Raw genomic sequence first — 24,551 nt, 5'->3', positions numbered from 1 at the left:
GGCATGAAGCTTCCATTCAAATATCGCCGCGTTCCCTATGCGGAAATCCGGGCGTTTTCGGTTCACATCCTGACCGCCAGCGGTTCCTTCATGGCGTTTCTGGCGCTGGTGGCGGCGGCAGAGAGTCGGTTTGTCGACATGTGGTGGTGGTTGGCCGTCGCCATGCTGATCGATGGCATCGACGGGCCGATCGCACGCAAACTCAAGGTCAAGGAGGTGCTGCCGAACTGGTCCGGGGTAATGCTCGACAATGTGATCGACTATGTCACCTACGTGCTGATTCCGGCCTTCGCGCTCTACCAGAGCGGCATGATCGGAGAGCCGCTGTCATTCGTTGCCGCCGGGCTGATCGTTGTCTCGAGCGCAATCTATTATGCGGACATGGGAATGAAGACCGACGAGAACTTCTTCCTGGGCTTTCCGGTCGCCTGGAACATGCTGGTCTACACACTGTTTGTCGTCAACGCGTCGGAGGCGGTCGCCTTCGCCATTGTCCTGGCGGCGGTGTTCATGACGTTTCTGCCCATCAACTTTCTGCACCCGGTCCGGGTCGTGCGTCTCCGCTGGCTGAACCTGACCATGTTCGGGATCTGGTCGGTGTTGTCGGCTTTCGCGCTGCTGTTGCGGTTTGACAGCCCGGAATGGCTGATGTGGGCAGTTATGCTGACCAGTGGCTACCTGTTTGTCATCGGCGGGATCATGCAGCTGTTTCCCGCCATCGGGCGGCGCACAACCGAGTAACTGTGTTCGACACCGCCATCCGTGCGGTTCTCGTCAGGTTGGAGTATTTCGATATGAAAGCGATCCTTGTTTCACAGCATGGTGGCCCGGAAGCACTGGAGTGGCGCGACCATGAGGTGGGTGAACCCGGACCCGGTGAAGTAAAGCTGCGGCAGGAAGCGGTTGGCCTGAATTTCATCGATGTCTATTTCCGCACCGGGCTCTATCCGGCGCCAAACGGGTTGCCGCTGGTGCCCGGCAACGAAGCTGCGGGCGTGGTGACCGCGGTGGGCGAGGGGGTGAGCCTGTTCAAGCAAGGCGACCGGATCGCCTATGCTGGTCCCATCGGCGCCTATGCCGAGGAACGGCTGATCACCGCAGACAAGTTGGTCAAGGTGCCCGACGGTATCGCATTGGATGTTGCTGCTGGCATGATGCTCAAGGGCATGACGGCGGAGTACCTGCTCAGGCGCACCTATGAGGTCAAACCCGGCGACACGATCCTCTATCACGCCGCAGCCGGTGGTGTCGGACTCATCGTCGGCCAATGGGCCAAGGCGCTTGGCGCCATCGTGATCGGAACGGTCGGTTCGCCGGAGAAAGCCGAACTGGCTGCTGCCCATGGCTACGACCATGTGATCAATTACCGGACCGAGGACTTTGTCTCCCGCGTTAAGGAGATCACCGGCGGCAAGGGCGCCGACGTGGTCTATGATTCTGTTGGCAAGGACACGTTTCCCGGCTCGCTCGATTGTCTCAAGCCGCGGGGCCTGTGGGCCAGTTTCGGCCAGTCCTCCGGCCCGATCGAGCCCTTCAACATCGGCATCCTTGCGCAGAAGGGGTCGCTGTTTGCAACGCGGCCGACGCTGTTCACCTACATCGCCAGCCGACCGGAACTGGTCGCGTCGGCAGACGCCCTGTTTGACGTAGTCTCGCGCGGGGTCGTGAACATCGAGATCAATCAGCGCTATCCGCTCGCCGAGGCGGCGCAGGCGCACGAGGATCTGGAAGGACGCAGGACCACCGGCACCACTGTTTTGCTGCCTTAAGACAGGCAGCCATTGCACTGACGGGATCGAAAGCACTATCAAGATATTTTTGAGAAAGCGGCTCAGTCAACGTTGTTTTCGAAGGGTCCAATTTTTGGGACGTTGAAATTGCTTGCTGTTTTCTGATCCAACGGACTTGTGCAACGCACAATTGTTGCGTTTCATGTTGAAAACTCGACATTATTGCCAAAGTCAGAGCACTTGAATTTCGCAGGCATATGGTGAAGCTTGTTTCTTACGCTTCGGTCAAAAATGCCGCAAATCTAGGCGATTCCGGGGTCGGGGGAATTCAGGGGGTGACGTGCAAAACAAAAACACCGAAACGCCGCTTTTGGAAACAAGAGGGCTAACCAAGATTTTCGGAAGCCTGAGAGCCTGCGATGGTATCGACCTCGCAATTGCTCCGGGCGAAATTCACGCACTCCTGGGGGAAAACGGGGCGGGCAAGTCGACGCTGGTCAAGATGCTGTTCGGCGTTCTGGATCCGAGCGGCGGCGAGATCCTGTGGAAGGGCAAGCCGGTGAGCATCGGCAGTCCCGGCGAAGCGCGCGCCACCGGTGTGGGCATGGTGTTCCAGCATTTTTCGTTGTTCGAAGCACTGACCGTGGCGGAGAACATCGCGCTGGCGCTTGATGGGAATGTCGCGATCGACCGGATTTCCGAAGAAGCCCGCCGGCTTTCGCTCGAATATGGCCTGCCGCTGGATCCCTCGGCCCATGTCGCCGATCTTTCCGTCGGCGAACGGCAGCGCATCGAAATTGTCCGGTCGCTGTTGCAAAATCCGGAACTGATCATTCTTGACGAACCGACCTCGGTGCTGACGCCACAGGAAGCCGACAAGCTGTTTGAAACACTGGCCAAGCTCAAGGCCGAAGGCCGCTCGGTTCTCTATATCAGCCATCGTCTCGAGGAAGTGCAGCGCATTTGCGACCGCGCCACCGTATTGCGGCATGGCAGGGTCACCGGTGCCTGTGATCCGCGGCAGGAAACACCGTCGTCGCTGGCGCGGATGATGGTCGGCGGCGAAGTGGCGGAAATCTCCGGTGCCGGTCTCGGCGAACCCGGTGACATGCTGGTTGAAATCAAGAAGCTCAGCGCCCCGTCACGGACGCCGTTCGCGGTGGCGCTCAAGGATATCGATCTGGCGGTCCGCGCCGGCGAGGTGGTGGCCATAGCCGGTGTCGCCGGCAACGGTCAAAGCGAATTGTTCGATGTGTTATCGGGCGAAGACAAGGTTGCTGACGCCGAGGCGATCCTTATTCGCGGCAAACCGGTCGGCCGCATGGGGATCACCGAGCGGCGACTGCTTGGATGCGGGTTCGTTCCCGAAGAAAGGCACGGCCATGCGGCGGTAAGCGAAATGCCGCTGACGGCCAATCTGGTGCTGTCGCGGCACAGCTCCGACCGTGCAACGTTTCTCTCCGGCGGGCCGCTGGGGCTGATCAATACGGACGCGGTGGCAAAAGCCTGTAAACGGATCTGCGAGATCATGGACGTGCGCAAATCGGGTGACGACCCAGCCGCCGGCTCGCTGTCGGGCGGCAATCTGCAGAAATTCATTGTCGGGCGGGAGCTCGACCGAAAGCCGATGGTGCTGGTGGTCAACCAGCCGACCTGGGGCGTGGACGCGGGCGCCGCAAGCCGCATCCGCCAGGCCCTCATCGATCTGGCCAAGGCCGGGTCGGCGGTTGTAGTGATCAGTCAGGATCTTGATGAAGTCTTTGAAATCGCAAGCCGCATAGCGGTGATCAATGAAGGCCAGCTGTCGGTGGCCGAACCGGTTTCGACAATGACACGCGAACGCATAGGACTTCTGATGGGCGGGTTTCATGACGGTTCGGGACAGGCCGAAGTGGAGGCTGCCCATGCGCATTGAACTGAAAAAGCGCGAGAATATTTCGTCGCTGTTTTCGATCCTGTCGCCGTTCATTGCGCTTGGTCTGACCCTGATCGCAGGCGTCATCCTGTTTGTCTCGCTCGGCAAGGATCCGGTCTCTGCACTCTACAGCTTCTTCATCGAGCCGCTGACCGAGGTCTGGTCCCTGCATGAACTGGCGATCAAGGCGGCACCGTTGATCCTGATCGCTGTCGGGCTGTCGGTCTGCTTCCGTTCGAACAACTGGAACATCGGCGCCGAAGGGCAGTTCATCATCGGGGCGATGGCCGGATCGATCCTGCCAGTTGTGTTTCACGGCTGGGAGTCGCCGTTGATGCTGCCGCTGATGATAATTTCGGGGATGATCGGCGGGGCGCTTTATGCGGCCATACCGGCGTTCCTCAAGGCACGGCTTAACACCAATGAGATTCTGAGCAGCCTGATGCTGGTCTATATTGCTCAATTGCTGCTTGACTGGACGGTGCGCGGGCCGTGGCGGAACCCGGAAGGCTTCAATTTTCCCGAGACCCGCAATTTCGCGGACAATGCGGTGCTGCCGCGGATCATCGAGACCGGCAAGACCCATTGGGGCTTCGGGTTTGCGCTGATCGCGGCAATCGTGCTGTGGTTCGTTATGCGTCGGATGCTCAAGGGCTTCGAGATCAGCGTGCTTGGCCAGTCGGCGCGGGCAGGGCGATTTGCCGGGTTTTCCGACAAGAAGATGGTCTATTTCGCGTTCCTGCTTTCCGGGGCGATGGCCGGACTTGCCGGCATCTCTGAAGTCTCCGGCGCCATCGGACAGCTGCGTCCGGTGATCTCTCCGGGCTACGGCTTCACCGCCATCATCGTGGCGTTCCTCGGCCGGCTCAACCCGCTCGGCATCGTTGCGGCGGGCCTCATCCTGGCACTGACCTATCTGGGCGGGGAGGCGGCGCAGATATCGATCGGTATCACCGACAAGGTCACGCGGCTGTTCCAGGGGCTGCTGCTGTTCTTCGTGCTCGGCTGCGACACGCTGATTCATTACCGTATCCGGCTGGTCTTTGGAGCGGCGCGCAAGGGGAGTGCTGCCTGATGGACATGACACAGGCTATTATTCTGACAATCATGACCGCGGCCACGCCACTGCTGCTGGCTGCAATCGGCGAACTGGTGGTGGAACGTTCCGGCGTTCTCAATCTGGGTGTCGAAGGCATGATGATCATGGGTGCGGTTGCGGCTTTCGCGATTGCACAATTGACCGGCTCTGCAGGGCTCGGCGCTCTCGGCGGGCTGCTGGCGGGCATACTGTTTTCACTTCTGTTCGGCTTTCTGACGCTAACACTGGTAGCCAACCAAGTGGCTACCGGGCTTGCCCTGACCATTCTGGGGCTCGGTCTTTCGGGCATGATCGGGGAGGCATTCATCGGGCTTCCCGGCCTGAAGCTGGCAGCCATTGAGATCCCGTTCCTCTCAGACATCCCCTTTTTCGGGCGGTTGCTGTTTGCGCAGGATCCCATCTTCTACATCTCGATCATCGCGGTGATCGGCGTGAACTGGTTTTTGTTCAGAAGCCGTGCGGGCCTGAGGCTCAGGGCCATCGGCGACAGTCATACCTCGGCCCATGCGCTGGGTGTAAACGTGGTTCGGACCCGCTATCTGGCGGTTATGTTCGGCGGTGCCTGCGCGGGGCTTGCCGGCGCGCACCTTTCCATCGTCTACACGCCGCAATGGGTGGAGAACATGACAGCCGGGCGCGGCTGGATCGCGCTGGCCCTGGTCGTGTTCGCTTCCTGGCGACCGGGGCGGGCACTGGTCGGCGCCTATCTGTTCGGAGCCGTGTCGATCGGGCAGCTGTTTGCGCAATCGCGCGGGATCGGAATCCCGTCGCAGTTCCTTTCGGCTCTTCCCTACCTCGCCACGATTGCGGTACTGGTTATCATATCGTTAAATCGCAGGATGACGCTGATCAACACGCCGGCCTCGCTCGGCAAACCTTTTGTGCCGGAAAGGTAGTCAAAAGCCACCGGCATGATGTCAACAACCAACCAGACAGGGTGAACCCAATGAAAAAAACACTTCTTTCCCTTGCCGCGGCCACTGCGCTCGCCGGCATCGCCGCTCCGGCACAGGCCGCGGGCATGGACAAGGTCAAGGCCTGCTTCGTCTATGTCGGTCCCGTGGGCGACTTCGGCTGGTCCTATCAGCACGACCAGGGCCGCAAATACGCCGAAGAAAAACTCGGCGACAAGCTTGAAACCGCCTATCTCGAAAGCGTGCCGGAAGGTGCCGACTCCGAGCGCGCCATCGAGCGGTTTGCCCGTTCCGGCTGCAACATCATCTTCACCACATCCTTCGGCTACATGGACCCGACCAACAAGGTCGCCAAGGATTTCCCGGATGTGAAGTTCGAGCACGCCACCGGCTACAAGACCGAGCACCCGAACGTTGCAACCTATGATTCGAAGTTCTTCCAGGGGCGTTACGTGATCGGCCAGATCGCTGCGAAGATGTCGGAAACCGGCTCGGCAGGCTATATTGCCTCGTTCCCGATTCCGGAAGTGGTTCAGGGCATCAACTCGTTCATGCTCGGCGCCCAGTCGATCGACCCGGATTTCAAGCTCAAGGTCGTGTGGGTCAACACCTGGTTCGATCCCGGCAAGGAAGCCGATGCCGCCAAGGTGCTGCTCGACGGCGGGGTCGATATCCTGACCCAGCACACCGATTCCACCGCTCCGATGCAGGTTGCCGCCGAGCGCGGTGCGCATGCATTCGGCCAGGCTTCCGACATGATTGCGTTCGGTCCGGAAACCCAGCTGACGGCAATCATCGACGATTGGGGCCCGTACTATTACGAGCGCATCAAAGCCGTGCTTGAAGGCACCTGGGAACAGTCGCGGACATGGGACGGCATGGCCGAAGGCCACGTCGTGATGGCGCCTTACACCAACATGCCCGACGATGTGAAAGCCATGGCTGAAGAAACCGAAGCCAAGATTACCTCGGGCGAGCTTCACCCGTTCACCGGCCCGATCATGAAGCAGGACGGCACCGAGTGGCTGGCGGATGGTGAAGTCGCCGAAGACGGCGAGCTGGCTGGCCTAAACTTCTACGTCAAGGGCATCGACGACCAGCTGCCGCAGTAAGCGGCGCGATACCGAGACCCAGACAGAGGCGGGGGCGGCTACATCGGCCGCCCCTTCTCGTTATTCCCCACGTCTTATCGCCATTGTTCGGCTGGCGCGGGGTATCGGTTGAAGGTGCGGGGCAGATAGCTGGCAACCGGCGAAAACAGCCTGCGAATGATGGCGCGTCCCACAGGTTCAATCCGCGCATAAATCCACCAACTTGTTGCAATGGTGAGGACAAGAGCCAGTGCAACCGCATTCCATTTGCCGATCGCCGGTGCCGTGACATTGATCAGAATGTATCCGGCATTCTGATGGATCAGGTAAAACGGGTAGCTGATGCCTCCGAGCGCAAGCACCCAGGGACCTGCCTTGATATGGCGGCCCAGTCCGGCGGCAAGCAGGAACAGACCGATAATTCCGGCGTTTGCCAGTGCCACGAGCGGCGCGCTTGAGGCTTCACCGAGACGGAAGATGACATCGAGCCGCTGCACTTCGGCGGCATGAAAGGTCATCAGCAGGGCAAGCGCCGCCACCAGAAGGCGCAGGTTGCTCGTACCTTGCGACGAGATGCGCCAGGTCATGGCGCCGAATGCGAAATAGCTGCCGTATTCGGTGAGAAAAAGGAGTTCCACCGGGCGGGATCCGAGCATTGTATTGTTGATCATCACCAGCAGCATCCAGATCGCCACCGCAGCATCGGTGTGGCGCGGGATGAAGCCTGAAAACAGCCCGATGGCCACCCAGCCGTAAAAGATGATCTCGATGACAATTGACCAGTAGGCTCCATCCATGAAATCGGTTCCGAACAACGGCGCCAGCATGGTCAGGTTGGCCAGCCACTGGGAAATGCCGGTTTGGTAGGGTGGCTGCGCCCACCAAAGCATAACGAGGAAGGTAATGGTCATGGCAACAAGGTGCGCGGGATAGAGCCGCGCCAGCCTGCCAACGGAGAAGCCGTACCAGTCACGGCCCGAAGCCGACCAGATGATGACGAATCCGGAGATCATGAAGAACAGGTTGACGCCGAGATAGCCCAACGAAACAGCAATGCCTGCCGAACCGAAGGCATGATCAAGATAGCCGCCATCCAGCGCGCCGCGATAGAGAAAATGATAGAACGCCAGCATCAGCGCAGTGGAGAAGCGCAGCAGATCGAGCAGCCCGTTGCGTGAACCATTCTGATCTTCGAGAGATGTCGGTTGATCTTCTCGCATCGTGATCTCCTTGAGAGAGCCCGACCATAGCGCAAATGCAAACGCCGGGTCTGATAACCCGGCGTTAAGCTTAAGCGTAAAGGTTAAGTCCGGCTGCCAGCGGGATCACGCCAGACCCTGCTTGCGGACATCATTCCAGGCGTCATCAAGCGTCTTTCTGGTCGAAGCGATCAACAGGTCAACCTCTTCCTCACTGATGCTGAGCGGCGGCGAGATGATCATTGAATCGCGGACTGCGCGCATCACCAGCCCGTTGGAAAAGGAATGATCGCGGGTAATCGTGCCGACCTTGCCCTCGTTGGCAAAACGCTTCTTGAGGTCGTTTTCGTCAGGTACCAGTTCCAGCGCGCCGAACAGGCCGACCATGCGGGCCTGACCGACCATCGGATGGGATTCAAGCGCTTTCCACTGCTTCTGGAAATAGGGGCCGATCTGATCGCGAACCCGTTCCACCAGGCCCTCGCGCTTGAGGATGGTGAGATTGGCGATGGCTGCAGCGCAGCAGGCGGGATGGCTGGCATAGGTATAGCCGTGGAAAAACTCGACGTTTTCCCGGTGCAGGACCTCGGCGATCTCGTCCGAGACCAGCACCCCGCCCAAGGGCAGATAGCCGGAGGTCAGGCCCTTGGCGATCGTCATCAGGTCGGGCTTCAGGTCATAGTAACCCGAGCCGAACCACTCGCCGGTACGGCCGAATCCACAGATGACTTCGTCGGCGATGAACAGGATGTTGCGGCTTTCGAGAATGCGCTTGACCTCCGGCCAGTAAGTGGAGGGCGGCACAATGACGCCGCCGGCGCCCTGGATCGGCTCGGCGATGAAGGCGGCGACGTTTTCCTCGCCGATCTCCTCAATCGCACGCTCAAGCTCACGGGCGGCCCAGAGACCGAACTCGTCCTCGTTCATGTCGGTCATCATGCCTTCACCAAACCAGTAGGGCTGGTCGATGTGGTGGATGCCGGGGATCGGCAGACCGCCCTGGGAATGCATGGGGCCCATGCCACCGAGCGAAGCGCCGGCCATGGTCGAGCCGTGATAGGCGTTCTTGCGGCTGATCACCACCTTCTTGTCCGGCTGTCCCTGCAGTGCCCAGTAGGTCCGGACCAAACGCAGAATCGTGTCATTGGCATCCGACCCGGAGCTGCCATACATTACCATATTGATATGATCCGGCGTCAGACCGGCCAGCATCTCCGACAGTTCGATTACCGGCGGATGCGAGGTCTTGAAGAAGGTGTTGTAATAGGACAGCTCGCTCATCTGCGCACGAACCGCCTCGACGATCTCTTGACGACCATGACCGGCATTGACGCACCACAGGCCTGCCATGCCGTCCAGAATGCGATTGCCGTCGGAGTCCCACAGCCACACCCCGTCAGCCTTGGCAATCACCCGCCGTTCGTCGACGCCAAGCGCGCCATGATCGGTAAACGGGTGAAGATGGTGCTTGTGGTCTAAGACCTTCAGATCGTGGGAGGACACGTTGACGCGCATGGTTTCATTCCTGATTGATTTTAACAGAGGCCGCGATGAAATCGGTTTGACCTTTGATTGAGTGTGTGCACAAAACTCGGGTGCGGACAAGCGTCGCAATATCCGCTTTGTGCGGCAACAGATAGTCCTGAAAGGGCATGGTGATATCATGCGCGAGAGCGCCTGTACGGAAAATCCAGACAACAGCCTTCCAAGCAATGAAGAAGCCGAGCGCTTCCTGGCCGAACACCCAGACATTGAATCGGTCGATTTCCTGATTCCAGACATCAACGGCGTCATGCGCGGCAAATGGGGCCCGACCGAGGCTCTGGCGAAGGCAGGTTATCCCGGCATCAACATGCCGCTGTCGATCTTCGGACTGGACATCTGGGGAAGGGAGGTGGAATCCACCGGCATTCACATCGACACCGGCGACACCGACGGTTATTGCCGCGCCATTCCGGGCCGGATCAATGTCGCGCCCTGGTCGCCGCGGCCTTCAGCTCAGGTGCTGATGTCAATGTACACCGAGGCCGGCGAGCCGTGCGAATACGATCCGCGCAATGTCCTCAAGAAGCTGATGGACCGGTTTGCCGAGAAGGGGCTGCGGCCGGTCACAGCGTTCGAACTCGAGTTCTACCTGGTCGACCCAAACGTGTTCCAGCGTTCCGGGCGCATGGGCAAGGATCTTGGTCCGGGCCCAGAGCAGCAGCAGATGTATTCGCTGTCGGAACTGCGTGGCCAGAGCGAGCTGTTTGCCGAAATTCGTGCTGCGGCAATCGCGCAGGGACTGCCGATCGACACCATCATCAAGGAAGCCGCGCCCGGGCAGTTCGAGGTCAATCTCAAACACCGCGACGATGCGATGGCGGCGGCCGACGACACGGTGCTGTTGCGCCGACTGATCACCGAATCGGCACACAAGCACGGGCTGCGTGCCACATTCATGGCCAAACCGTTTCTGGAATGGCCGGGCAATGGCATGCATGTCCATGCCAGCATTCTCGACAAGGACGGCAACAACATCTTTGCGGGCGAAGCGGGCGACATGAGACTGCAACACGCAGCCGCCGGCCTGCTGCAGACGCTGAAGGACACACTGCTTCTCTATATCCCGGGGTTCAACGGATACCGTCGCCTGCAACCGGGCTCTTACGCCCCGACCCGGATTGCCTGGGGCCGCAACAACCGCTCGGTCGTGGTGCGGGTACCGGCGTCCGATGACAAGGCCCGGCGGCTTGAACACCGGATGTCGGGTGCGGATGCCAATCCTTACTTTGTACTCGCGGGCGTGTTGGGCGGCATGCTGGAAGGGCTGGAAAACGGCAAGCTGCCGCCGCCACCGGTGGAAGGCAACGCCTATAATGTGCCGTTGCCGCAGCTCTCCGACGACATGGATGACGCGATCGAGGATTTTGAGCGCTCTGATTTCATCCGCCGACTTTTCGGCCCGGAACTGCGCCGGATCTTTGCCGAGATCAAGCGCGAAGAGCTCAAGGCGTTCGACAATGAAATCACGCCGCTGGAACGCTCGACCTATCTTTGAGGGGCATTTTTCGACGCCGCTTGGAAAAAAATGGAGCCTCCAAACAGGTTTTGCGAACGATTTGACATAGGACAAGGATTTCCTTTCGCGGCCCATGCGACCATATGACTGCCTTCCAACACTCCGAATTCGGGTTGACGGAAGCGGCGATGTTTCGCATGTTGGAAGTGACACATAGGACTAATGCAATGGATTTTGAAGCGTTCTTCGAGGAAAAGCTTGGTGGCCTGCACGAAGCGGGGAATTACCGGGTGTTTGCAGATATCGAACGTCACGCTGGCGGATTTCCGCGGGCGACGCGGTATCGTGCGGACGGTTCCACCCAGGGCGTGACGGTCTGGTGCTCGAATGACTATCTCGGCATGGGCCAGAATCCGCTCGTCACCAATGCCATGAAGGAAGCGATCGAGCGCTGCGGCGCCGGTGCTGGCGGAACCCGCAACATCTCGGGTACGAATCATTATCACGTCCTTCTCGAAGAAGAGCTCGCCGATCTGCACGGCAAGGAAAGCGCCCTGATTTTCACATCGGGCTATGTTTCCAACTGGGCGGCGCTCGGCACTCTGGCGGCCAAGATCCCGGGAATCATCGTCTATTCGGACGCGCTCAACCATGCCTCGATGATCGAGGGCATTCGCCACTCGCGCTGCGAAAAACGGGTCTTCAAGCACAATGATCCGGAAGACCTGCGCCGTCTGATGGCGCTCGACGATCCGGCGGCGCCGAAAATGGTGGCATTCGAAAGCGTCTATTCCATGGATGGCGACGTGGCACCGATCGCAGCGCTTTGCGACGTAGCCGATGAATTTGGCGCCATGACCTATCTCGACGAAGTTCATGCCGTCGGCATGTACGGCCCGCGCGGCGGCGGTATTGCCGAGCGTGAAGGCCTCATGCACCGGCTGACGGTGATCGAAGGTACGCTGGGCAAGGCGTTCGGGGTGATGGGCGGCTATATCACCGGTTCGCGCCATCTGTGCGATTTCGTGCGCAGCTTTGCCTCGGGCTTCATCTTTACCACGGCCCTGCCGCCGGCGTTGGCCGCGGGAGCTGCAGCATCGATCCGCCATCTCAAGGCCAGCCAGCTCGAGCGTCGCCGGCACCAGGATGCGGTTGCGAAGGTGCGTCGCGCTCTCGATTCCCATGGCATTCCGCACATGGAGAACCCGAGCCACATCGTTCCGGTGATGGTTGGCAATGCATCCAAGTGCAAATGGATTTCGGATGTGCTGATGGACAATTACGGGATCTATGTGCAGCCGATCAACTATCCGACAGTGCCGGTAAAGACCGAGCGTCTTCGGATCACGCCGACGCCGATGCATTCGGATGCCGATATACAGCATCTTGCCGGTGCGCTGAGCGAATTGTGGTCGCAATGCGCCCTGGCACGGGCGGTGGCGTAGAACTCCGAACAGGCGGCCCATTCCGGCAAACACCAAAATAGAAGAAGCTGGTCAGGCACCTGACCGGCTTCTTTCCTGTTTGACGACCGACCACGCCTTGGTATCGCATGTCCAAATGCAATGTTACGGACTAGCGTAATCCATGAAATTCTGTCTGGCAGCTGGAGAACGTCTACAGCGCCGCGCGTCCGAGCGGACGTGGGGAGCGGCGCTGTAACGCTTTTAAATGATGCATCTTCGTTTTCGCTCAAATGAATTCATTTGAACGCGACATGCATCGGCGGCGAGGCTCGTCAGCCGGTCCGATCGGCACCATCGCGCACCGGTGCGCAAAACAGCGAGTAGAGCGTGCCGATGACGGACGAGACTTCCTGATTGAGGATAGAGTAGTAGATCATCCGTCCCTCGCGCCTGGTGTCGACGAGGCCATCCAGGCGAAGCCGCGCCAATTGCTGCGAAACAGCGGCCTGCGGCATGGCCAGGATTTCCTCGAGTTCAGACACCGATTTCTCGCCTTCCGACAGAATGCACAAAATCATCAGCCGGGTTTCGTGGCTGAGAGATTTCAGCAGGTCGCTGGCCTTGCGCGCCTGGACAAGCAGGAGATTCATTTCTTCCGGGCTCATGTCGGACTTGATGCGAGGCAATGTCATTTCGGTGCGTGCTCGATAGAATGGATAACCAACATAATGCGCATGTGCATTCGGGAAGTGCAACGCCGGTGGCGCTGGAAACTCCAATGCCGGGGAACCTGGCATTGTTGTGCGAGAGTTACACATTTCCGGAGCACATATTCTCCATACCGCATTTGTCCTGTGCATTGCAACAATCCGGAGCGGTTTGTCCGGCAGCACCGGAAAGCACTTGCTCCCGCAGCCACTCCGGTCCTACTCTAGCTACCGACATCAGTCCCGCGGTGAGGCTTGTCGAGGGCCATGGGAGGCGGCATTCGATGTTGCGACATGCCTGATCCGGAATCGGGCGCGGGAGGTTTTGATGTCTGAATTCAATCGTTTCCTGGCTTTTCTTATAGTGCTTTTCATGGCGAGCGCGGTCCTGGCACAGGACGGGTCGCGGCGGATCGAGACGACGATCAACGCGGACTATTTCGGGTTCGACCTGCGCACGGTTCAGGATGTCGATCTGGATCAATGCAAGGCTGCGTGCCTGGACGATGCGCAGTGCCGGGCGTTTACCTACAACATCAAGGCGGGCTGGTGCTTCCTCAAATCAGACTATGAGCGCATCAACCAATTTGACGGTGCAGTCGCGGGCAGGGTGGTCAACACTGGCGAACCCGATCTGGGTGCCGCGCCAGACCTGAGTTTTGTCTCCGCATCGCTTCTCGACGAGGCCCGTGCCTACCGTGAGCGCACCCTGACGCGGTATGCGAGCAGTGGCAGGGGCGTTGCGAGCCTGACCCGGTTTGCTGAGGAGTCGCTTGCCGCTGGCGACATGGAAGGCGCAGTGCGGAATTTTGCCATCGCGGTCGCAGCCAGCCCGGACCGCAGCGATCTCTGGTCCGAGCTATCACGAACGGCACAGGCCTACACACCACAAGACCCCAATCTCCGTCGAAGCCTCCTGTCGGTCTCGCTGTCATCCGCGATCAACGCCTACCAGATGTCCCGCACAACGACCGAGCGTGCCGATGCGCTGGCCGCGCTGGCCGAAGCTTTTGCTGGCGTTGAGAACTGGCGGCCGGCCCTGTCGGCCTACAAGGCAGGTCTTGCGCTGAGGGAAGTGCCCGCCCTCCGCGCCGCCTATGACGAACTCCGCGCCACACGCGGATTTCGCGTGGTCGACAACACGCTGGATGCCGACAGCGCAACGCCGCGGATCTGCGTCCAGTTTTCCGAAGACCTGATCAAGGGCCAGGACTACTCGGGATTCGTCAGCATCGATGGTGCACGTGATGCCGCAATCGACACCGACACAAGGCAGATCTGCGTCAACGGTCTCGCCCACGGCGAGCGCTACCGGCTGGTATTGCGGCAGGGGCTGCCGTCCTCGGTTGGTGAAGTGCTTGAGGCTCCCGTCGAATTGTCGCTCTATGTCCGGGACCGGGCGCCTTCGGCGCGGTTTACCGGCTCCAATTTCGTGCTGCCGGCAAAGTCGAGGCTTGGCATCCCGCTGGTGACCATCAACGCACCGTCGGCGGAACTGAAACTGTTCCGGGTGGGGGACCGGGCGCTGTCACAGATCCTCACCCGGCAGGACTTTCTCAGACAGCTCAACAGCTACTCCATCGACTACATTCTGGAGGATCTTGGAGCCTCCGTGTGGGACGGCGCGGTTGAAATTGCCAATGAACAGAATCGCGAGGTGACCACCAGCATCCCAATCGACACCGTGCTGCCGGAACGCCAGCCAGGTGTTTACGTGCTGACCGCGACGCCGCTTGGCGACAAGAGCGAGAGCTGGGAATCCCGCGCCACCCAATGGTTCGTGATAACCGACATCGGGGTGACCACCTTTGCCGGCGAGGACGGGCTCTCGGTATTTTTGCGTTCCCTCGATACGGCGAAACCTCTCGGCGCTGTGTCGCTGACCCTGCTTGCGCGCAACAACGAGGTGCTGGGTGAAGCGGTGACGGATGGCGACGGGCGCGCAACGTTTCAGCCAGGCCTGATCCGCGGCCAGGCAAGCCTGGCGCCGGCGGCGCTCCTGGCCAAGGGGCCGGATGGGGATTTTGTCTTTCTCGATCTCACACGGGCAGGATTCGATCTATCCGATCGCGGCGTTGCGGGCCGGGCCTCGGGCGGTGGCGTCGACGTCATGGCGTGGAGCGAACGCGGCATCTACCGGGCCGGCGAGACGGTTCATCTGTCGGCGCTTGCCCGTGACGCAAAGGCGGAAGCACTTGCCAACCTGCCGCTGACACTGATCCTGCAACGGCCGGACGGCGTCGAAGACCGGCGGCTGATCTCGGACGGGGCCGCGCTTGGTGGCCACGCCCTGGCGCTCGGTCTGCCGGACAATGCGATGCAGGGCGCCTGGCGGGCGGCGCTGCATACCGACCCGAAGCGGCCCGCAGTGGCGGAAGTGACCTTCCTGGTCGAGGATTTTCAGCCTGACCGCATCGAGATCGATCTGGATGCCGGGGACGGCGTGGTCAGTCCGGACGCTCCCACGGAGATTGCGGTCACCGGCCGCTATCTCTACGGCGCACCTGCGGGCGGGCTGGCATTGGAAGGCGACCTGGTTCTGAGCCGAACCCGCACATTCGGCGGGTATGACGGCTTCGAGTTCGGGCTTGCCGACGAAGAGTTCGAGAATTCCCGGATTTCGCTCGATGGTCTGCCGGTGCTCGATCAAGCGGGCAGGGCAATGGTTAAGGTTGATGTGGCGGCGTTGCCGGATACCACGCAGTTCCTGACGGCCACAGTGACAATCCGTGCCGCAGAGGGCGGTGGCCGCGCTGTCGAACGCGCGCTGGATTTGAAGGTCGCAACGAAGGGCGCGCGGATCGGCATCAAGCCGCTGTTCGAGGACGGCCAGGTGCCGGAGAACAGCGAGGCCGGGTTCCAGGTAATCGGTGTCGATGCGGAGGGTGCGCGCATAGCGATGCCGGGTGTCTCCTGGTCGCTGGTAAAAGTGGAACGGAACTACCAGTGGTACCGACAGGGCAATTCCTGGAATTACGAGGTTGTCGATTTCACCACGGAAATTGCCGACGGTACGATCGATATCGCAAATGACACGCCCGCGACCGTCTCGGCGAATGTCGATTGGGGCCGCTACCGGCTCGATGTCGTTGCAGCCGACGGTACCGAGACCAGCGTGCTGTTTGATGCCGGCTGGCATGTGGAAAGCAAGTCGATCGAAACTCCCGACGGGCTGGAGATCGCACTCGACAAGGACAGCTACAGGATCGGCGATATCGCGCAGTTGCGGATTTCGCCGCGCTTTGCCGGCGAGGCGCTGATCACGGTCGGCTCGGAGCGCTTGATCAAGACTCTCACCGCGACGGTGGAAGAAGCCGGCACCACCATTGAGCTGCCGGTCACGAACGATTGGGGTGCCGGGGCCTATGTCACCGCCACGCTCTTCCGTCCGGGCGACGCGCAATCGCGGATGCCGATGCGGGCAATCGGCGTCAAATGGCTGGCGGTCGATCCGGAAGAGCGCAAACTCTCGGTAAGCCTCGACCTGCCCGAGCAGACCACGCCGCGCGGCGCGTTTACAATCCCGGTGAGGGTTGCCGGCGTCGAACCGGGTGAGCCCGCCTATGTCAGCGTCTCGGCAGTCGATGTCGGTATTCTCAACCTGACCCGCCACGAAGTCGCCGATCCGGAAACCTGGTATTTCGGTCAGCGCGCACTTGGACTGGAGATCCGAGATCTCTACGGCCGCCTCATCGACGGCTCGGCCGGCGTAACCGGGCGGATCCGCTCGGGCGGCGACGGTGCGATGATGCGTTCGGAAGGCAGCCCGCCACGGGAGAAGCTGGTTGCATTCTTTGAAGGTCCTGTCAAAGTCGGCCCCGACGGGACGGCAAGCGTCACTTTCGACATGCCGCAATTCAACGGAACCGTCCGCGTCAATGTCGTGGCCTGGAGTGCGACGGCACTGGGGCACGCGACCCGCAACGTGGTGGTTCGCGATCCCGTTGTCATCAGCGCCAGCCTGCCGCAATTTCTCGCCCCCGGCGACCGGTCACAGGTTCTTGTCGAACTGGCCAACACTGACGGCCCCGCCGGAGACTATTCGGTCGAGTTGTTCACCTCTCAGGGCCGGGTGCAGGCCGGCAGCGGGTTGCGCCAGACGGTCAATCTGGCGCCGGGAGCGCGCAGCAGCCTGGTCCTGCCGCTTGAGGGCCACCGCACCGGTTTGGACACTTTGACCATTGCGCTTACCAGTCCGGATGGATTGCCGCTCGACCGCGAGGAAAGCATCTTGGTGCGCCCCGGTGCAATGCCGGTCACCACCAGGCGCGTCATCAGTCTCGCAGCTGGCGGCGGCACCTTGCGCATCGACGGCGAGTTGCTCGCCGCCAGCCTGCTTGACGGCGCTTCGGTGACCGTTGGCGTCACCCGCAACGCGGCCTTCGATGTGGCATCACTGCTGATGGCGCTTGACCGCTATCCCTATGGCTGCGCGGAACAGACCACCAGCCGGGCGCTGCCGCTGCTCTATCTGAGCGAACTCGGAGACGCGCAGGGCAGCAACGATACAGCGATCGCCAAACGCATCGATGATGCCATCACACGGCTCGTGGCCTACCAGTCAGCATCAGGCAGTTTCGGCCTCTGGGGGCCAGGAACGGGTGATCTCTGGCTTGATGCCTATGTCACGGATTTCCTGACCCGTGCCATGGAGAAGGGCTTTTCGGTTCCGCCGGTGGCGAGCCGGCTGGCGCTCGACAATCTGCAGAACGCACTCGCCTATACAACGGATGTGAGCTCTGAGGGCAGCTCGATTGCCTATGCGCTCTACGTTCTGGCGCGCAACCGCAAGGCTGCGGCAACCGATCTGCGCTATTACTCCGACAGCCAGATCGACGCCTTCGCCCAACCGCTGGCGCGAGCCCAGATCGGGGCGGCGCTGTCGCTTTATGGCGATCCGCAACGGGCAGCGGAAAGCTTCCGTTCGGCGTTCAACCATGCGCGCTCGACGGCGATGCTGATCGGCGGACGCGACGACTATGGCTCAGCCCTGCGCGATGGCGCGGCGATGCTGGCGCTGGCAGCGGAATCGACCCCGAGGCCGGGCATCGTGCCCGAGCTGATCCGCTTTGTCGGAAATGCGAAAATCGCGCGGCAATCGACCAGTACCCAGGAAGACGCATGGATGGTGCTGGCGGCCCGGGCGCTGGCCGCCGGCAACAAGTCCATCTCGGTCAATGTCAACGGTCGCGCCTTTGCCGGTGCCTATGAGGCCCGGCTCAGCGGCGAGGAGATCCGGGACAAGCCGCTAACCATCGTCAATCAGGGATCCGATCCGGTCGACGCGGTGGTGACCACGATAGCGGCGCCGGTGCAGCCGCTCAGTGCCGGTGGCAACGGGTTCGAGATCAACCGCAGCTATTACACGCTGGATGGCCAGCCGGCCTCGATCTCATCGGTTCGGCAGAACGAGCGCTTCCTGGTGGTGCTGCAGATGCGCGAAATCAATGCCTGGACTTCGCGCGTGGTCGTCACCGACCTGCTGCCGGCCGGGGTCGTGATCGACAATCCGCGGCTTGTCGGAAGCGCCGAGCTTGGCAACTTCCCCTGGCTGGGTGAGATCTCCGCAAGTCACGCCGAGTTCCGTTCAGACCGCTTCATGGCGGCATTCGACCGGCGCAGCACATCCAACCGCGATTTCGTGGCAGCCTATGTGGTGCGCGCGGTGACGCCCGGGATCTACACCCATCCGGCGGCAGTGGTGGAGGACATGTACCGGCCCGAGCTGGCAGCCCGTACGGCGACCGGGTTCATGGAGGTGCTTAGCAGCCCATGATGGTTCTGCGCAGCATCAGGCATCGGTGGCGGCTGGCTGCGGGGAGCCTTGTAGGCTGCTTGGTGATCATCGTTGCGGCCTGGTTCACGCTCGACCGGCTCGACAAGGCCTACCCGCCACCGCTCGACACCGCGACCGATGTCTCCCGTGACGTCATTGCCCGGGACGGGACACTGTTGCGTGCCTACACCACGCAATCAGGCATTTGGCGGCTGCCTGTAACGCTGGATGCCGTCGATCCGGATTATATCAGGATGCTGATCGCCTATGAGGACCGTCGCTTCCGCTCCCATTTCGGCGTCGACCTGCTGGCGGTCAGCCGTGCCACGATGCAGCTTGCACTCAATGGCGGACGGATCGTCTCGGGCGCATCGACCATCACCATGCAGCTGGCGCGATTGATCGAACCGCGCAGCGAGCGGTCGATCACCGCCAAGCTGAGGCAGATGGCGCGGGCGCTGCAGATCGAACGCCGCCTGAGCAAGGATGAGATTCTGGCGCGCTACCTGATGCTGGCGCCCTATGGTGGCAATCTGGAGGGAGTGCGCGCAGCGAGCTTGGCCTGGTTCGGGCGCGAGCCGAAGAAACTCTCTCTGTCGCAATCGGCACTGCTTGTGGCCCTGCCACAGTCACCCGAGGCGAGGCGACCCGACCGGCATCATGCAACGGCAGTTGAGGCGCGCAACCGGGTGCTTGGGCGAATGGCTGACGCCGGCCTGATCCCGCAAAACGAGATTGCACGCGCTTCAACCGCAAGACTGCCGGGTCAGCGACTGGCGATGCCGGACCTGGCCGCCCATACGGCGGATGCCGCGATGCAGGCGCAGCCTGAGGCAACAACCATCCGGCTGACCCTTGATGCCCACGTCCAGCAGCGGCTGGAGCAGCTTGCGACTGAAAGTGCCGGCCGTCTCGGTCCGAAACAGTCCCTCGCCATGCTGCTTGCCGATGGCCGCACGGGTGAGATCCTTGCCAGCGTCGGCTCCACCGGATATCTCGACGCCTCTCGCGCCGGAGCGGTCGACATGAGCCGCGCCGCCCGGTCGCCGGGCTCGGCGCTGAAGCCGTTCATCTATGGGCTGGCTTTCGAGGACGCGCTGATTGCCGCCGATACACTGATCGACGATGCGCCGGCGGATTTTTCCGGCTACCGACCACGCAATTTCGACCGGGGATACATGGGTGAGGTAAGCATACGCGAGGCGCTTGCCCTGTCGCTCAACGTGCCTGCGGTTCGGTTGCTGGAGGCGGTCGGGCCGCAACGTCTGCTCTCGCGAATGCGGCGCGGCGGGTCTGAGCTGGACCTGCCACCCGGCGGCGCGCCGGGGCTGGCCATCGGGCTTGGCGGAGCCGGTATCAGCCTGCGCGGGCTGGTGCAGCTCTATACCGCCTTCGTCAACGAGGGCATGGCGCGCAGGCTGCATGACGGTTCCGAACCGGGTCTGAGTGCTTACCTGGACCAGCCGGTGTTGGCGGCGGGTGCCAGCTGGCAGGTGGCCGATATCCTTGCGGGCGTCAACCCGCCGCAGGGCGTGCCGCGCCTGGCGATCGCCTACAAGACGGGAACGTCCTACGGCTACCGCGATGCCTGGGCGATCGGGTTTGATGGCCGCCACGTGCTCGGGATCTGGGTCGGGCGACCGGACGCCGCGCCGGTTCCAGGCCTTTCCGGCATCGACACCGCTGCACCGCTGCTGTTCGAGGCGTTTGCCCGGGCCGGGATCGACCGGGTCGATCTTGCATCGCCACCGGCCGGTGTTGCAGTGCAGGCCCGCGCAGCTTTGCCCTACGCGCTGAGAAAATTCAGGCCACGCACAGAACCATCAACTGCAGCCGCCGCGGATGGGTCGCTGCCGCCGCGCATCGTCTACCCGCCGCAGGGTGCGCGCGTGGTGCTCGGCTCCGGCGGGTCGGGACCGCTGATGCCGCTGGTGATCAAGCTGCAGGACGGGGCAGGGCCTTACCGGTTGATCGCCAACGGCTATGCGCTGCCGAAGCCCACACGCCGGCGGGTGCTCAACTGGACACCAGACAGCCCGGGGGCTTCAACCCTCACGGTGATGGACGCCGAAGGCCGTGCGGCAAGCGTCAGCGTCTTCATTGAGAACGATTGAACGAAGCGGCCGATCCGCGCCGCGATCAAGCCGGCCGGCAGGCCAGTTCGTTGCGGCATGAACCAGACCGCGCAGCCGGGTTGTCAGCGCGGTGATCCTCACATTTCTGCGAGTGATCAGGAAATAGAGCTTTTTGCCTGCCGATGGATGTGTTCGAGCAACGGGATCTTCTGGTCCGGATCAATCGTCGTCACCTCTGCTGCGAGCTCACTGTCAACACACAGTTCCGCGTTCTGTCGAGGTGCTCCGTTTGAATCAAGGCGAGACTTTGCTACAGCACGGCTATGACAAAGCCTGTTTTCTATTCCTTCCGCAGATGTCCCTATGCAATACGGGCGCGTCTGGCGCTTGCATCGGCAGGCCTTGACGTCGAATTGCGGGAAGTCGTGCTGCGTGACAAACCCATGGCGTTTCTGGAAGCCTCGCCAAGCGCGACCGTGCCGTGTCTGGTGACCTCGGACGGCGTCCTTGACGAAAGCCTTGATGTGATGATCTGGGCCTTGAAGCAAAACGATCCGGAGGGATGGCTGAACATGCCGGAGGCCGGGTTTGACTGGATTGCCCGGACGGATGGACCGTTCAAGCATGCGCTCGACCGGACCAAATACGCCAATCGCTATCCGGGCGTCGACGCAGCCAGCCAGCGGGATATCGCCGCGGATTTCCTCGCTGAGCTTGATGCCGCAATGGGCGAATGGATCTTCGAGAAGGCATCGCTCGCGGATTTTGCCATCCTTCCGTTCGTCCGCCAGTTCGCCTTTGTCGACAAGGACTGGTTTGACGCCCAGCCGTGGCCGAAGCTGCAGGGCTGGCTTAAGCGGTTTCTGGCGTCCGAGCGGTTTGCCCATGTCATGATGAAGTATCCGCAATGGCAGCCGGGCGATGCGGCTGTCACCTTTCCGTGACCCGCGTCAGCGGGTGCAAATGAGTCCGTTGACCTGTCACCTCCGTCAGAACCGGTTCGGTTCAGGTGGTGTAGCGATTAGAGCCGGAGAGGATCGACCGCTTTGCGGCGGTACCAGTCGAAGCGCGCAACAGTTCGGCGATGGTGTCGCCGTCAACCGGGCGGAAGTAACGATAGCCCTGTCCCAGCAGGCAACCGATCTCAAGCAGCCGGGCTGCCTGCTCCGCGGATTCAATGCCGGCCACTGCATTATAGTATCCGGTAAGTCCTCGCGGTCCGAGTACATGCTCGCCAATGTCCACGAGAGTGTAGCAAATCCGCTGACCACCTCGGCAGCAATATTTCAAAGTCCGCGGGGATGATGTGTTGCACCGAAGTCATTTTCGTTACCTGCGTCCGGCGACATGTTCTCTCACGACGCTCCGGCCAGCGCAGTGTTGACGTCCTGCCAGGTGAGACAAACCACATGGCCGGGGAGGAAGCTATTACCCTGGAAGCGCAGTGTTGAGCCGAAGACTGTTCCTGTGTCCAGGCAAGGCATTTCGGTCAAGCACCGGAATCTCCCAAAGCGGCGGCAGCGCTACGAGCTCGACGGTACCGGGTTCTTGCATCCCGTTTCCTTATTTCGATCGTCCCGACCCGGCCCGGTAGGATTGCAGATCCTCGAGCGTATCTAGGTCGGTGAAATAGGCCGGATCCGCAAGCGCAACCAGATTGACCTTGTCAGGGTGTTCGCGGGTGAACTTGCGGCATCCGGGATTTTTCTTGTCAGCCATCAGGGACCGTTTCAGCGGCAGCGGGATCAGCAGCGGATTGCCGCGTTCATCGCCGTTCACCGGCAGGGTGATCCGGCTTTCATCACCGGCGTGGTGTGCGGCGAGCAGCTGTTCCAGCGCCGGGCCATCCAGAAGCGGTTGATCTCCCAGCACAATTAGCGTCGTGCGGGCTTCCGGCGCAGACCGCAGACCCACAGCTACCGAGCCCTGCTGCCCATCGGCAAAGCCCGGATTGTGGGTGAAGCCGACTACAAGCCCCTCGAGCACCCGCTCGATGTTTTCAGACTGATGGCCGGTGACGACCGTCACCGGTGCGTCGCAGACCGCGGCACAGGCAGCCACGGTTCTGCGGATCATCGGCATGCCATCGATTTCGATCAGCAGTTTGTTGATATCCCCCATCCGGCGCGACAGGCCGGCAGCCAGAACGATCGCTGCGGTGTCATACATCGATACCCTTTCCGCCAGACTGACTGCTTTCAGGCGCAAGCCGAGGGCAGGCCAGTGAAAACATGGATGGCACCGCGCGGATGCACCTTGTCACGAGGAACTGCGTAGTCGGCCGAACCAGCCCTTGCCAGCATTCGCATCTTCGGTGGGCAGATCAACCGGCTGCGGCTGCGGACCGACGATCTCGCTGAACCGGGAAAAGAACTCGCCGGCCAGTTTCTTCGCCGTGCCATCGATCAGGCGGCTGCCGAGCTGGGCAATCTTGCCGCCGATCTCTGCCGCCACCGTGTAGTTGAGTATGGTCGCCTCGCCATCGGGCACTAGGTCCACCTTGGCGCCGCCCTTGGCAAACCCCACCATGCCGCCGGAGCCTTCGCCGCTGATGGTGTAGCCATTGGGCGGATCGAGGTCCGACAGCGTCACCTTTCCGTCGAATTTCGCCTTGACCGGTCCGACCCGCAGCGTGACCTTGGCATTCATTTCGGTCTCGGAGACCTTCTCGATAGACTCGCAGCCGGGAATGCATTTGCGCAATACGTCGTCGTTATTCAGGGCTGCATAGACAACTTCGCGAGGCGCTTCGATGCGCTGTGAACCATTCATTTCCATCTTGCTGTGTCCTTTTGCCTGGTTGGGGCCTGAATGCGGCTTAGAGGGTGCGTTGGCCACGACGTCGGATCTCGATCATTTCCGCGACGATCGAAAAGGCGATTTCGTCGGGGGTGATGGCACCAATGTCGAGGCCGGCCGGAGCGTGAATGGCAGCAATTTGCGCCGATGGGGTTCCGGATTGCTCCAGATCAGCCTTCAGGGCGGCTGCCTTTTTCCTAGAGCCGACAAAAGCCAGATATTTTGCGGGCACCCGCACCGCGGCCTTGAGTGCCGCGCTGTCACCGCGCCCCTGCGTGGCGATCACCACATAATCGCGCTCGCCAGCACCAGCGGGCAGTTCGTAGCCGTCGATCAGGCGGTCGGTTTCGCCGAAGCTTTCGTGATCCGCTGCCGGGGCGCAAACGGTGATGAAGAACCCCATGCGCCGGGCCAGATCGGCAAGCGCGACAGCGACGGGTGATGCGCCGCAAATGAGAAGGCTTGGCCTTGGCAAGACCGGCTCCACGAATACATCCATCGTTCCCTGGCTGGGGCAATGGTTGCTCGCGTAGAGAACCCCTTCACGCAACTCTCCGGGCTTGACCTGGTGTTCACTCAGCTGGTCTTCAGGCTGGATGCTGACAAGCCGCGACTGACCGTCAGAAAGCGCTTCCCGCGCCGCCTTGAGTACGGCCCCGCGGGCGCAGCCACCACCGATCCAGCCGTCCGTGATGGTACCGTCGGCCAGGATCACCGCCTTGGCGCCGGCCTTGGCTGCGGTGACGGACACGGTTCTCACGACAGTCGCCAGCGCGAAAGCTTCGCCCCTGGCTTTGTAATCATTCATCAGATCCAGAATGTCGGACTGGTGCGGCATG

The 24,551-nt window shown here is 61.3% G+C and carries 18 protein-coding genes; 11 read left to right on the top strand and 7 right to left on the bottom strand.

Annotated features, from left to right (window positions below; genetic code table 11):
* Positions 1-3 precede the first annotated feature (3 nt).
* From pcsA to CRO46_RS18475, 6 genes are all read left to right on the top strand, one after another.
* Positions 4-741: a phosphatidylcholine synthase gene (pcsA, locus tag CRO46_RS18500; RefSeq protein ID WP_097109275.1), complete on the top strand. Its 738-nt coding sequence runs from the start codon at positions 4-6 to the stop codon at positions 739-741.
* Positions 742-794: 53 nt separating this feature from the next.
* Positions 795-1,769, top strand: a complete 975-nt coding sequence (locus tag CRO46_RS18495) for a quinone oxidoreductase family protein (protein ID WP_097109398.1) — start codon at positions 795-797, stop codon at positions 1,767-1,769.
* Positions 1,770-2,070: 301 nt separating this feature from the next.
* A complete protein-coding gene (locus CRO46_RS18490; protein WP_097109274.1) occupies positions 2,071-3,645 on the top strand; it encodes an ABC transporter ATP-binding protein in 1,575 nt (524 codons plus the stop codon).
* Positions 3,635-4,720, top strand: coding sequence for an ABC transporter permease (locus tag CRO46_RS18485; protein ID WP_097109273.1), 1,086 nt, complete (start codon positions 3,635-3,637; stop codon positions 4,718-4,720). The genes CRO46_RS18490 and CRO46_RS18485 overlap by 11 nt, the downstream gene beginning before the upstream one ends.
* Positions 4,720-5,640 (top strand): ABC transporter permease, encoded by a 921-nt coding sequence (locus tag CRO46_RS18480; RefSeq protein ID WP_179759117.1) that lies wholly within the window; start codon positions 4,720-4,722, stop codon positions 5,638-5,640. Before CRO46_RS18485 ends, CRO46_RS18480 begins: the two co-directional genes overlap by 1 nt.
* Before the next feature lie 50 nt (positions 5,641-5,690).
* The gene (locus CRO46_RS18475) at positions 5,691-6,770 is read left to right on the top strand and encodes a BMP family ABC transporter substrate-binding protein (protein WP_097109271.1); all 1,080 of its coding nucleotides are present in this window, start codon (positions 5,691-5,693) and stop codon (positions 6,768-6,770) included.
* A 74-nt stretch (positions 6,771-6,844) separates the two neighbouring features.
* Here CRO46_RS18475 and CRO46_RS18470 read toward each other — a convergent pair whose 3' ends face one another.
* A complete protein-coding gene (locus CRO46_RS18470; RefSeq protein ID WP_097109270.1) occupies positions 6,845-7,969 on the bottom strand; it encodes an acyltransferase family protein in 1,125 nt (374 codons plus the stop codon).
* A gap of 105 nt (positions 7,970-8,074) precedes the next feature.
* Positions 8,075-9,463 (bottom strand): aspartate aminotransferase family protein, encoded by a 1,389-nt coding sequence (locus CRO46_RS18465; RefSeq protein ID WP_097109269.1) that lies wholly within the window; start codon positions 9,461-9,463, stop codon positions 8,075-8,077.
* 148 nt (positions 9,464-9,611) lie between these two features.
* On the opposite strand from CRO46_RS18465, the gene CRO46_RS18460 reads away from it, so the two are divergent.
* Positions 9,612-10,988: a glutamine synthetase family protein gene (locus CRO46_RS18460; RefSeq protein ID WP_097109268.1), complete on the top strand. Its 1,377-nt coding sequence runs from the start codon at positions 9,612-9,614 to the stop codon at positions 10,986-10,988.
* A gap of 188 nt (positions 10,989-11,176) precedes the next feature.
* The gene (hemA, locus tag CRO46_RS18455) at positions 11,177-12,394 is read left to right on the top strand and encodes a 5-aminolevulinate synthase (RefSeq protein WP_097109267.1); all 1,218 of its coding nucleotides are present in this window, start codon (positions 11,177-11,179) and stop codon (positions 12,392-12,394) included.
* A gap of 293 nt (positions 12,395-12,687) precedes the next feature.
* Here the strand turns inward: hemA and CRO46_RS18450 are convergent, their stop codons facing one another.
* On the bottom strand, positions 12,688-13,047 hold the full coding sequence (locus tag CRO46_RS18450; RefSeq protein WP_097109397.1) for an ArsR/SmtB family transcription factor: 360 nt from the start codon (positions 13,045-13,047) through the stop codon (positions 12,688-12,690).
* Between the two features lie 343 nt (positions 13,048-13,390).
* Between CRO46_RS18450 and CRO46_RS18445 the strand changes: the two genes are divergently transcribed.
* The 3 genes from CRO46_RS18445 (at position 13,391) to CRO46_RS18435 (ending at position 21,857) form a co-directional block, all read left to right on the top strand.
* On the top strand, positions 13,391-18,838 hold the full coding sequence (locus tag CRO46_RS18445; protein WP_097109266.1) for an alpha-2-macroglobulin family protein: 5,448 nt from the start codon (positions 13,391-13,393) through the stop codon (positions 18,836-18,838).
* A 62-nt stretch (positions 18,839-18,900) separates the two neighbouring features.
* Positions 18,901-20,952 carry a penicillin-binding protein 1C gene (gene pbpC / locus CRO46_RS18440; RefSeq protein WP_342171172.1) on the top strand — a complete coding sequence of 684 codons (2,052 nt, stop codon included), beginning with the start codon at positions 18,901-18,903 and terminating at the stop codon, positions 20,950-20,952.
* A gap of 284 nt (positions 20,953-21,236) precedes the next feature.
* Positions 21,237-21,857, top strand: a complete 621-nt coding sequence (locus CRO46_RS18435) for a glutathione S-transferase (protein WP_097109264.1) — start codon at positions 21,237-21,239, stop codon at positions 21,855-21,857.
* 61 nt (positions 21,858-21,918) lie between these two features.
* On the opposite strand, the gene CRO46_RS18430 is transcribed toward CRO46_RS18435, so the two are convergent.
* The 4 genes from CRO46_RS18430 to CRO46_RS18415 all read right to left on the bottom strand — a co-directional run bounded on the left by CRO46_RS18430 (position 21,919) and on the right by CRO46_RS18415 (position 24,550).
* Positions 21,919-22,101 carry a hypothetical protein gene (locus tag CRO46_RS18430; RefSeq protein ID WP_097109263.1) on the bottom strand — a complete coding sequence of 61 codons (183 nt, stop codon included), beginning with the start codon at positions 22,099-22,101 and terminating at the stop codon, positions 21,919-21,921.
* Between the two features lie 375 nt (positions 22,102-22,476).
* Entirely contained in the window at positions 22,477-23,082 is a 606-nt protein-coding gene (locus tag CRO46_RS18425; protein ID WP_097109262.1) for a nucleotidyltransferase family protein, read from the bottom strand.
* Between the two features lie 90 nt (positions 23,083-23,172).
* Entirely contained in the window at positions 23,173-23,691 is a 519-nt protein-coding gene (locus CRO46_RS18420) for an SRPBCC family protein (protein ID WP_097109261.1), read from the bottom strand.
* A 40-nt stretch (positions 23,692-23,731) separates the two neighbouring features.
* Positions 23,732-24,550 carry an XdhC family protein gene (locus tag CRO46_RS18415; protein WP_097109396.1) on the bottom strand — a complete coding sequence of 273 codons (819 nt, stop codon included), beginning with the start codon at positions 24,548-24,550 and terminating at the stop codon, positions 23,732-23,734.
* Between the last annotated feature and the right edge of the window lies 1 nt (position 24,551).

Source organism: Parahoeflea halophila (genome assembly GCF_900220985.1).
GTDB lineage: Bacteria > Pseudomonadota > Alphaproteobacteria > Rhizobiales > Rhizobiaceae > Hoeflea > Hoeflea halophila.
The sequence above is the reverse complement of the archived record's forward strand: the minus strand, read 5'-3'. Positions and strand labels throughout refer to the sequence as shown.

Excerpts from the sequence above, each read along its gene's own strand:
- CRO46_RS18460 (WP_097109268.1), top strand. The coding sequence starts at position 9,612 with ATGCGCGAGAGCGCCTGTACGGAAAATCCAGACAACAGCCTTCCAAGC.
- CRO46_RS18495 (WP_097109398.1), top strand. The coding sequence starts at position 795 with ATGAAAGCGATCCTTGTTTCACAGCATGGTGGCCCGGAAGCACTGGAG.
- CRO46_RS18425 (WP_097109262.1), bottom strand. The coding sequence starts at position 23,082 with ATGTATGACACCGCAGCGATCGTTCTGGCTGCCGGCCTGTCGCGCCGG.
- CRO46_RS18475 (WP_097109271.1), top strand. The coding sequence starts at position 5,691 with ATGAAAAAAACACTTCTTTCCCTTGCCGCGGCCACTGCGCTCGCCGGC.
- CRO46_RS18450 (WP_097109397.1), bottom strand. The coding sequence starts at position 13,047 with ATGACATTGCCTCGCATCAAGTCCGACATGAGCCCGGAAGAAATGAAT.
- CRO46_RS18470 (WP_097109270.1), bottom strand. The coding sequence starts at position 7,969 with ATGCGAGAAGATCAACCGACATCTCTCGAAGATCAGAATGGTTCACGC.
- hemA (WP_097109267.1), top strand. The coding sequence starts at position 11,177 with ATGGATTTTGAAGCGTTCTTCGAGGAAAAGCTTGGTGGCCTGCACGAA.
- CRO46_RS18435 (WP_097109264.1), top strand. The coding sequence starts at position 21,237 with ATGACAAAGCCTGTTTTCTATTCCTTCCGCAGATGTCCCTATGCAATA.
- CRO46_RS18480 (WP_179759117.1), top strand. The coding sequence starts at position 4,720 with ATGGACATGACACAGGCTATTATTCTGACAATCATGACCGCGGCCACG.
- pcsA (WP_097109275.1), top strand. The coding sequence starts at position 4 with ATGAAGCTTCCATTCAAATATCGCCGCGTTCCCTATGCGGAAATCCGG.
- CRO46_RS18485 (WP_097109273.1), top strand. The coding sequence starts at position 3,635 with ATGCGCATTGAACTGAAAAAGCGCGAGAATATTTCGTCGCTGTTTTCG.
- CRO46_RS18465 (WP_097109269.1), bottom strand. The coding sequence starts at position 9,463 with ATGCGCGTCAACGTGTCCTCCCACGATCTGAAGGTCTTAGACCACAAG.
- CRO46_RS18445 (WP_097109266.1), top strand. The coding sequence starts at position 13,391 with ATGTCTGAATTCAATCGTTTCCTGGCTTTTCTTATAGTGCTTTTCATG.
- CRO46_RS18420 (WP_097109261.1), bottom strand. The coding sequence starts at position 23,691 with ATGGAAATGAATGGTTCACAGCGCATCGAAGCGCCTCGCGAAGTTGTC.
- CRO46_RS18415 (WP_097109396.1), bottom strand. The coding sequence starts at position 24,550 with ATGCCGCACCAGTCCGACATTCTGGATCTGATGAATGATTACAAAGCC.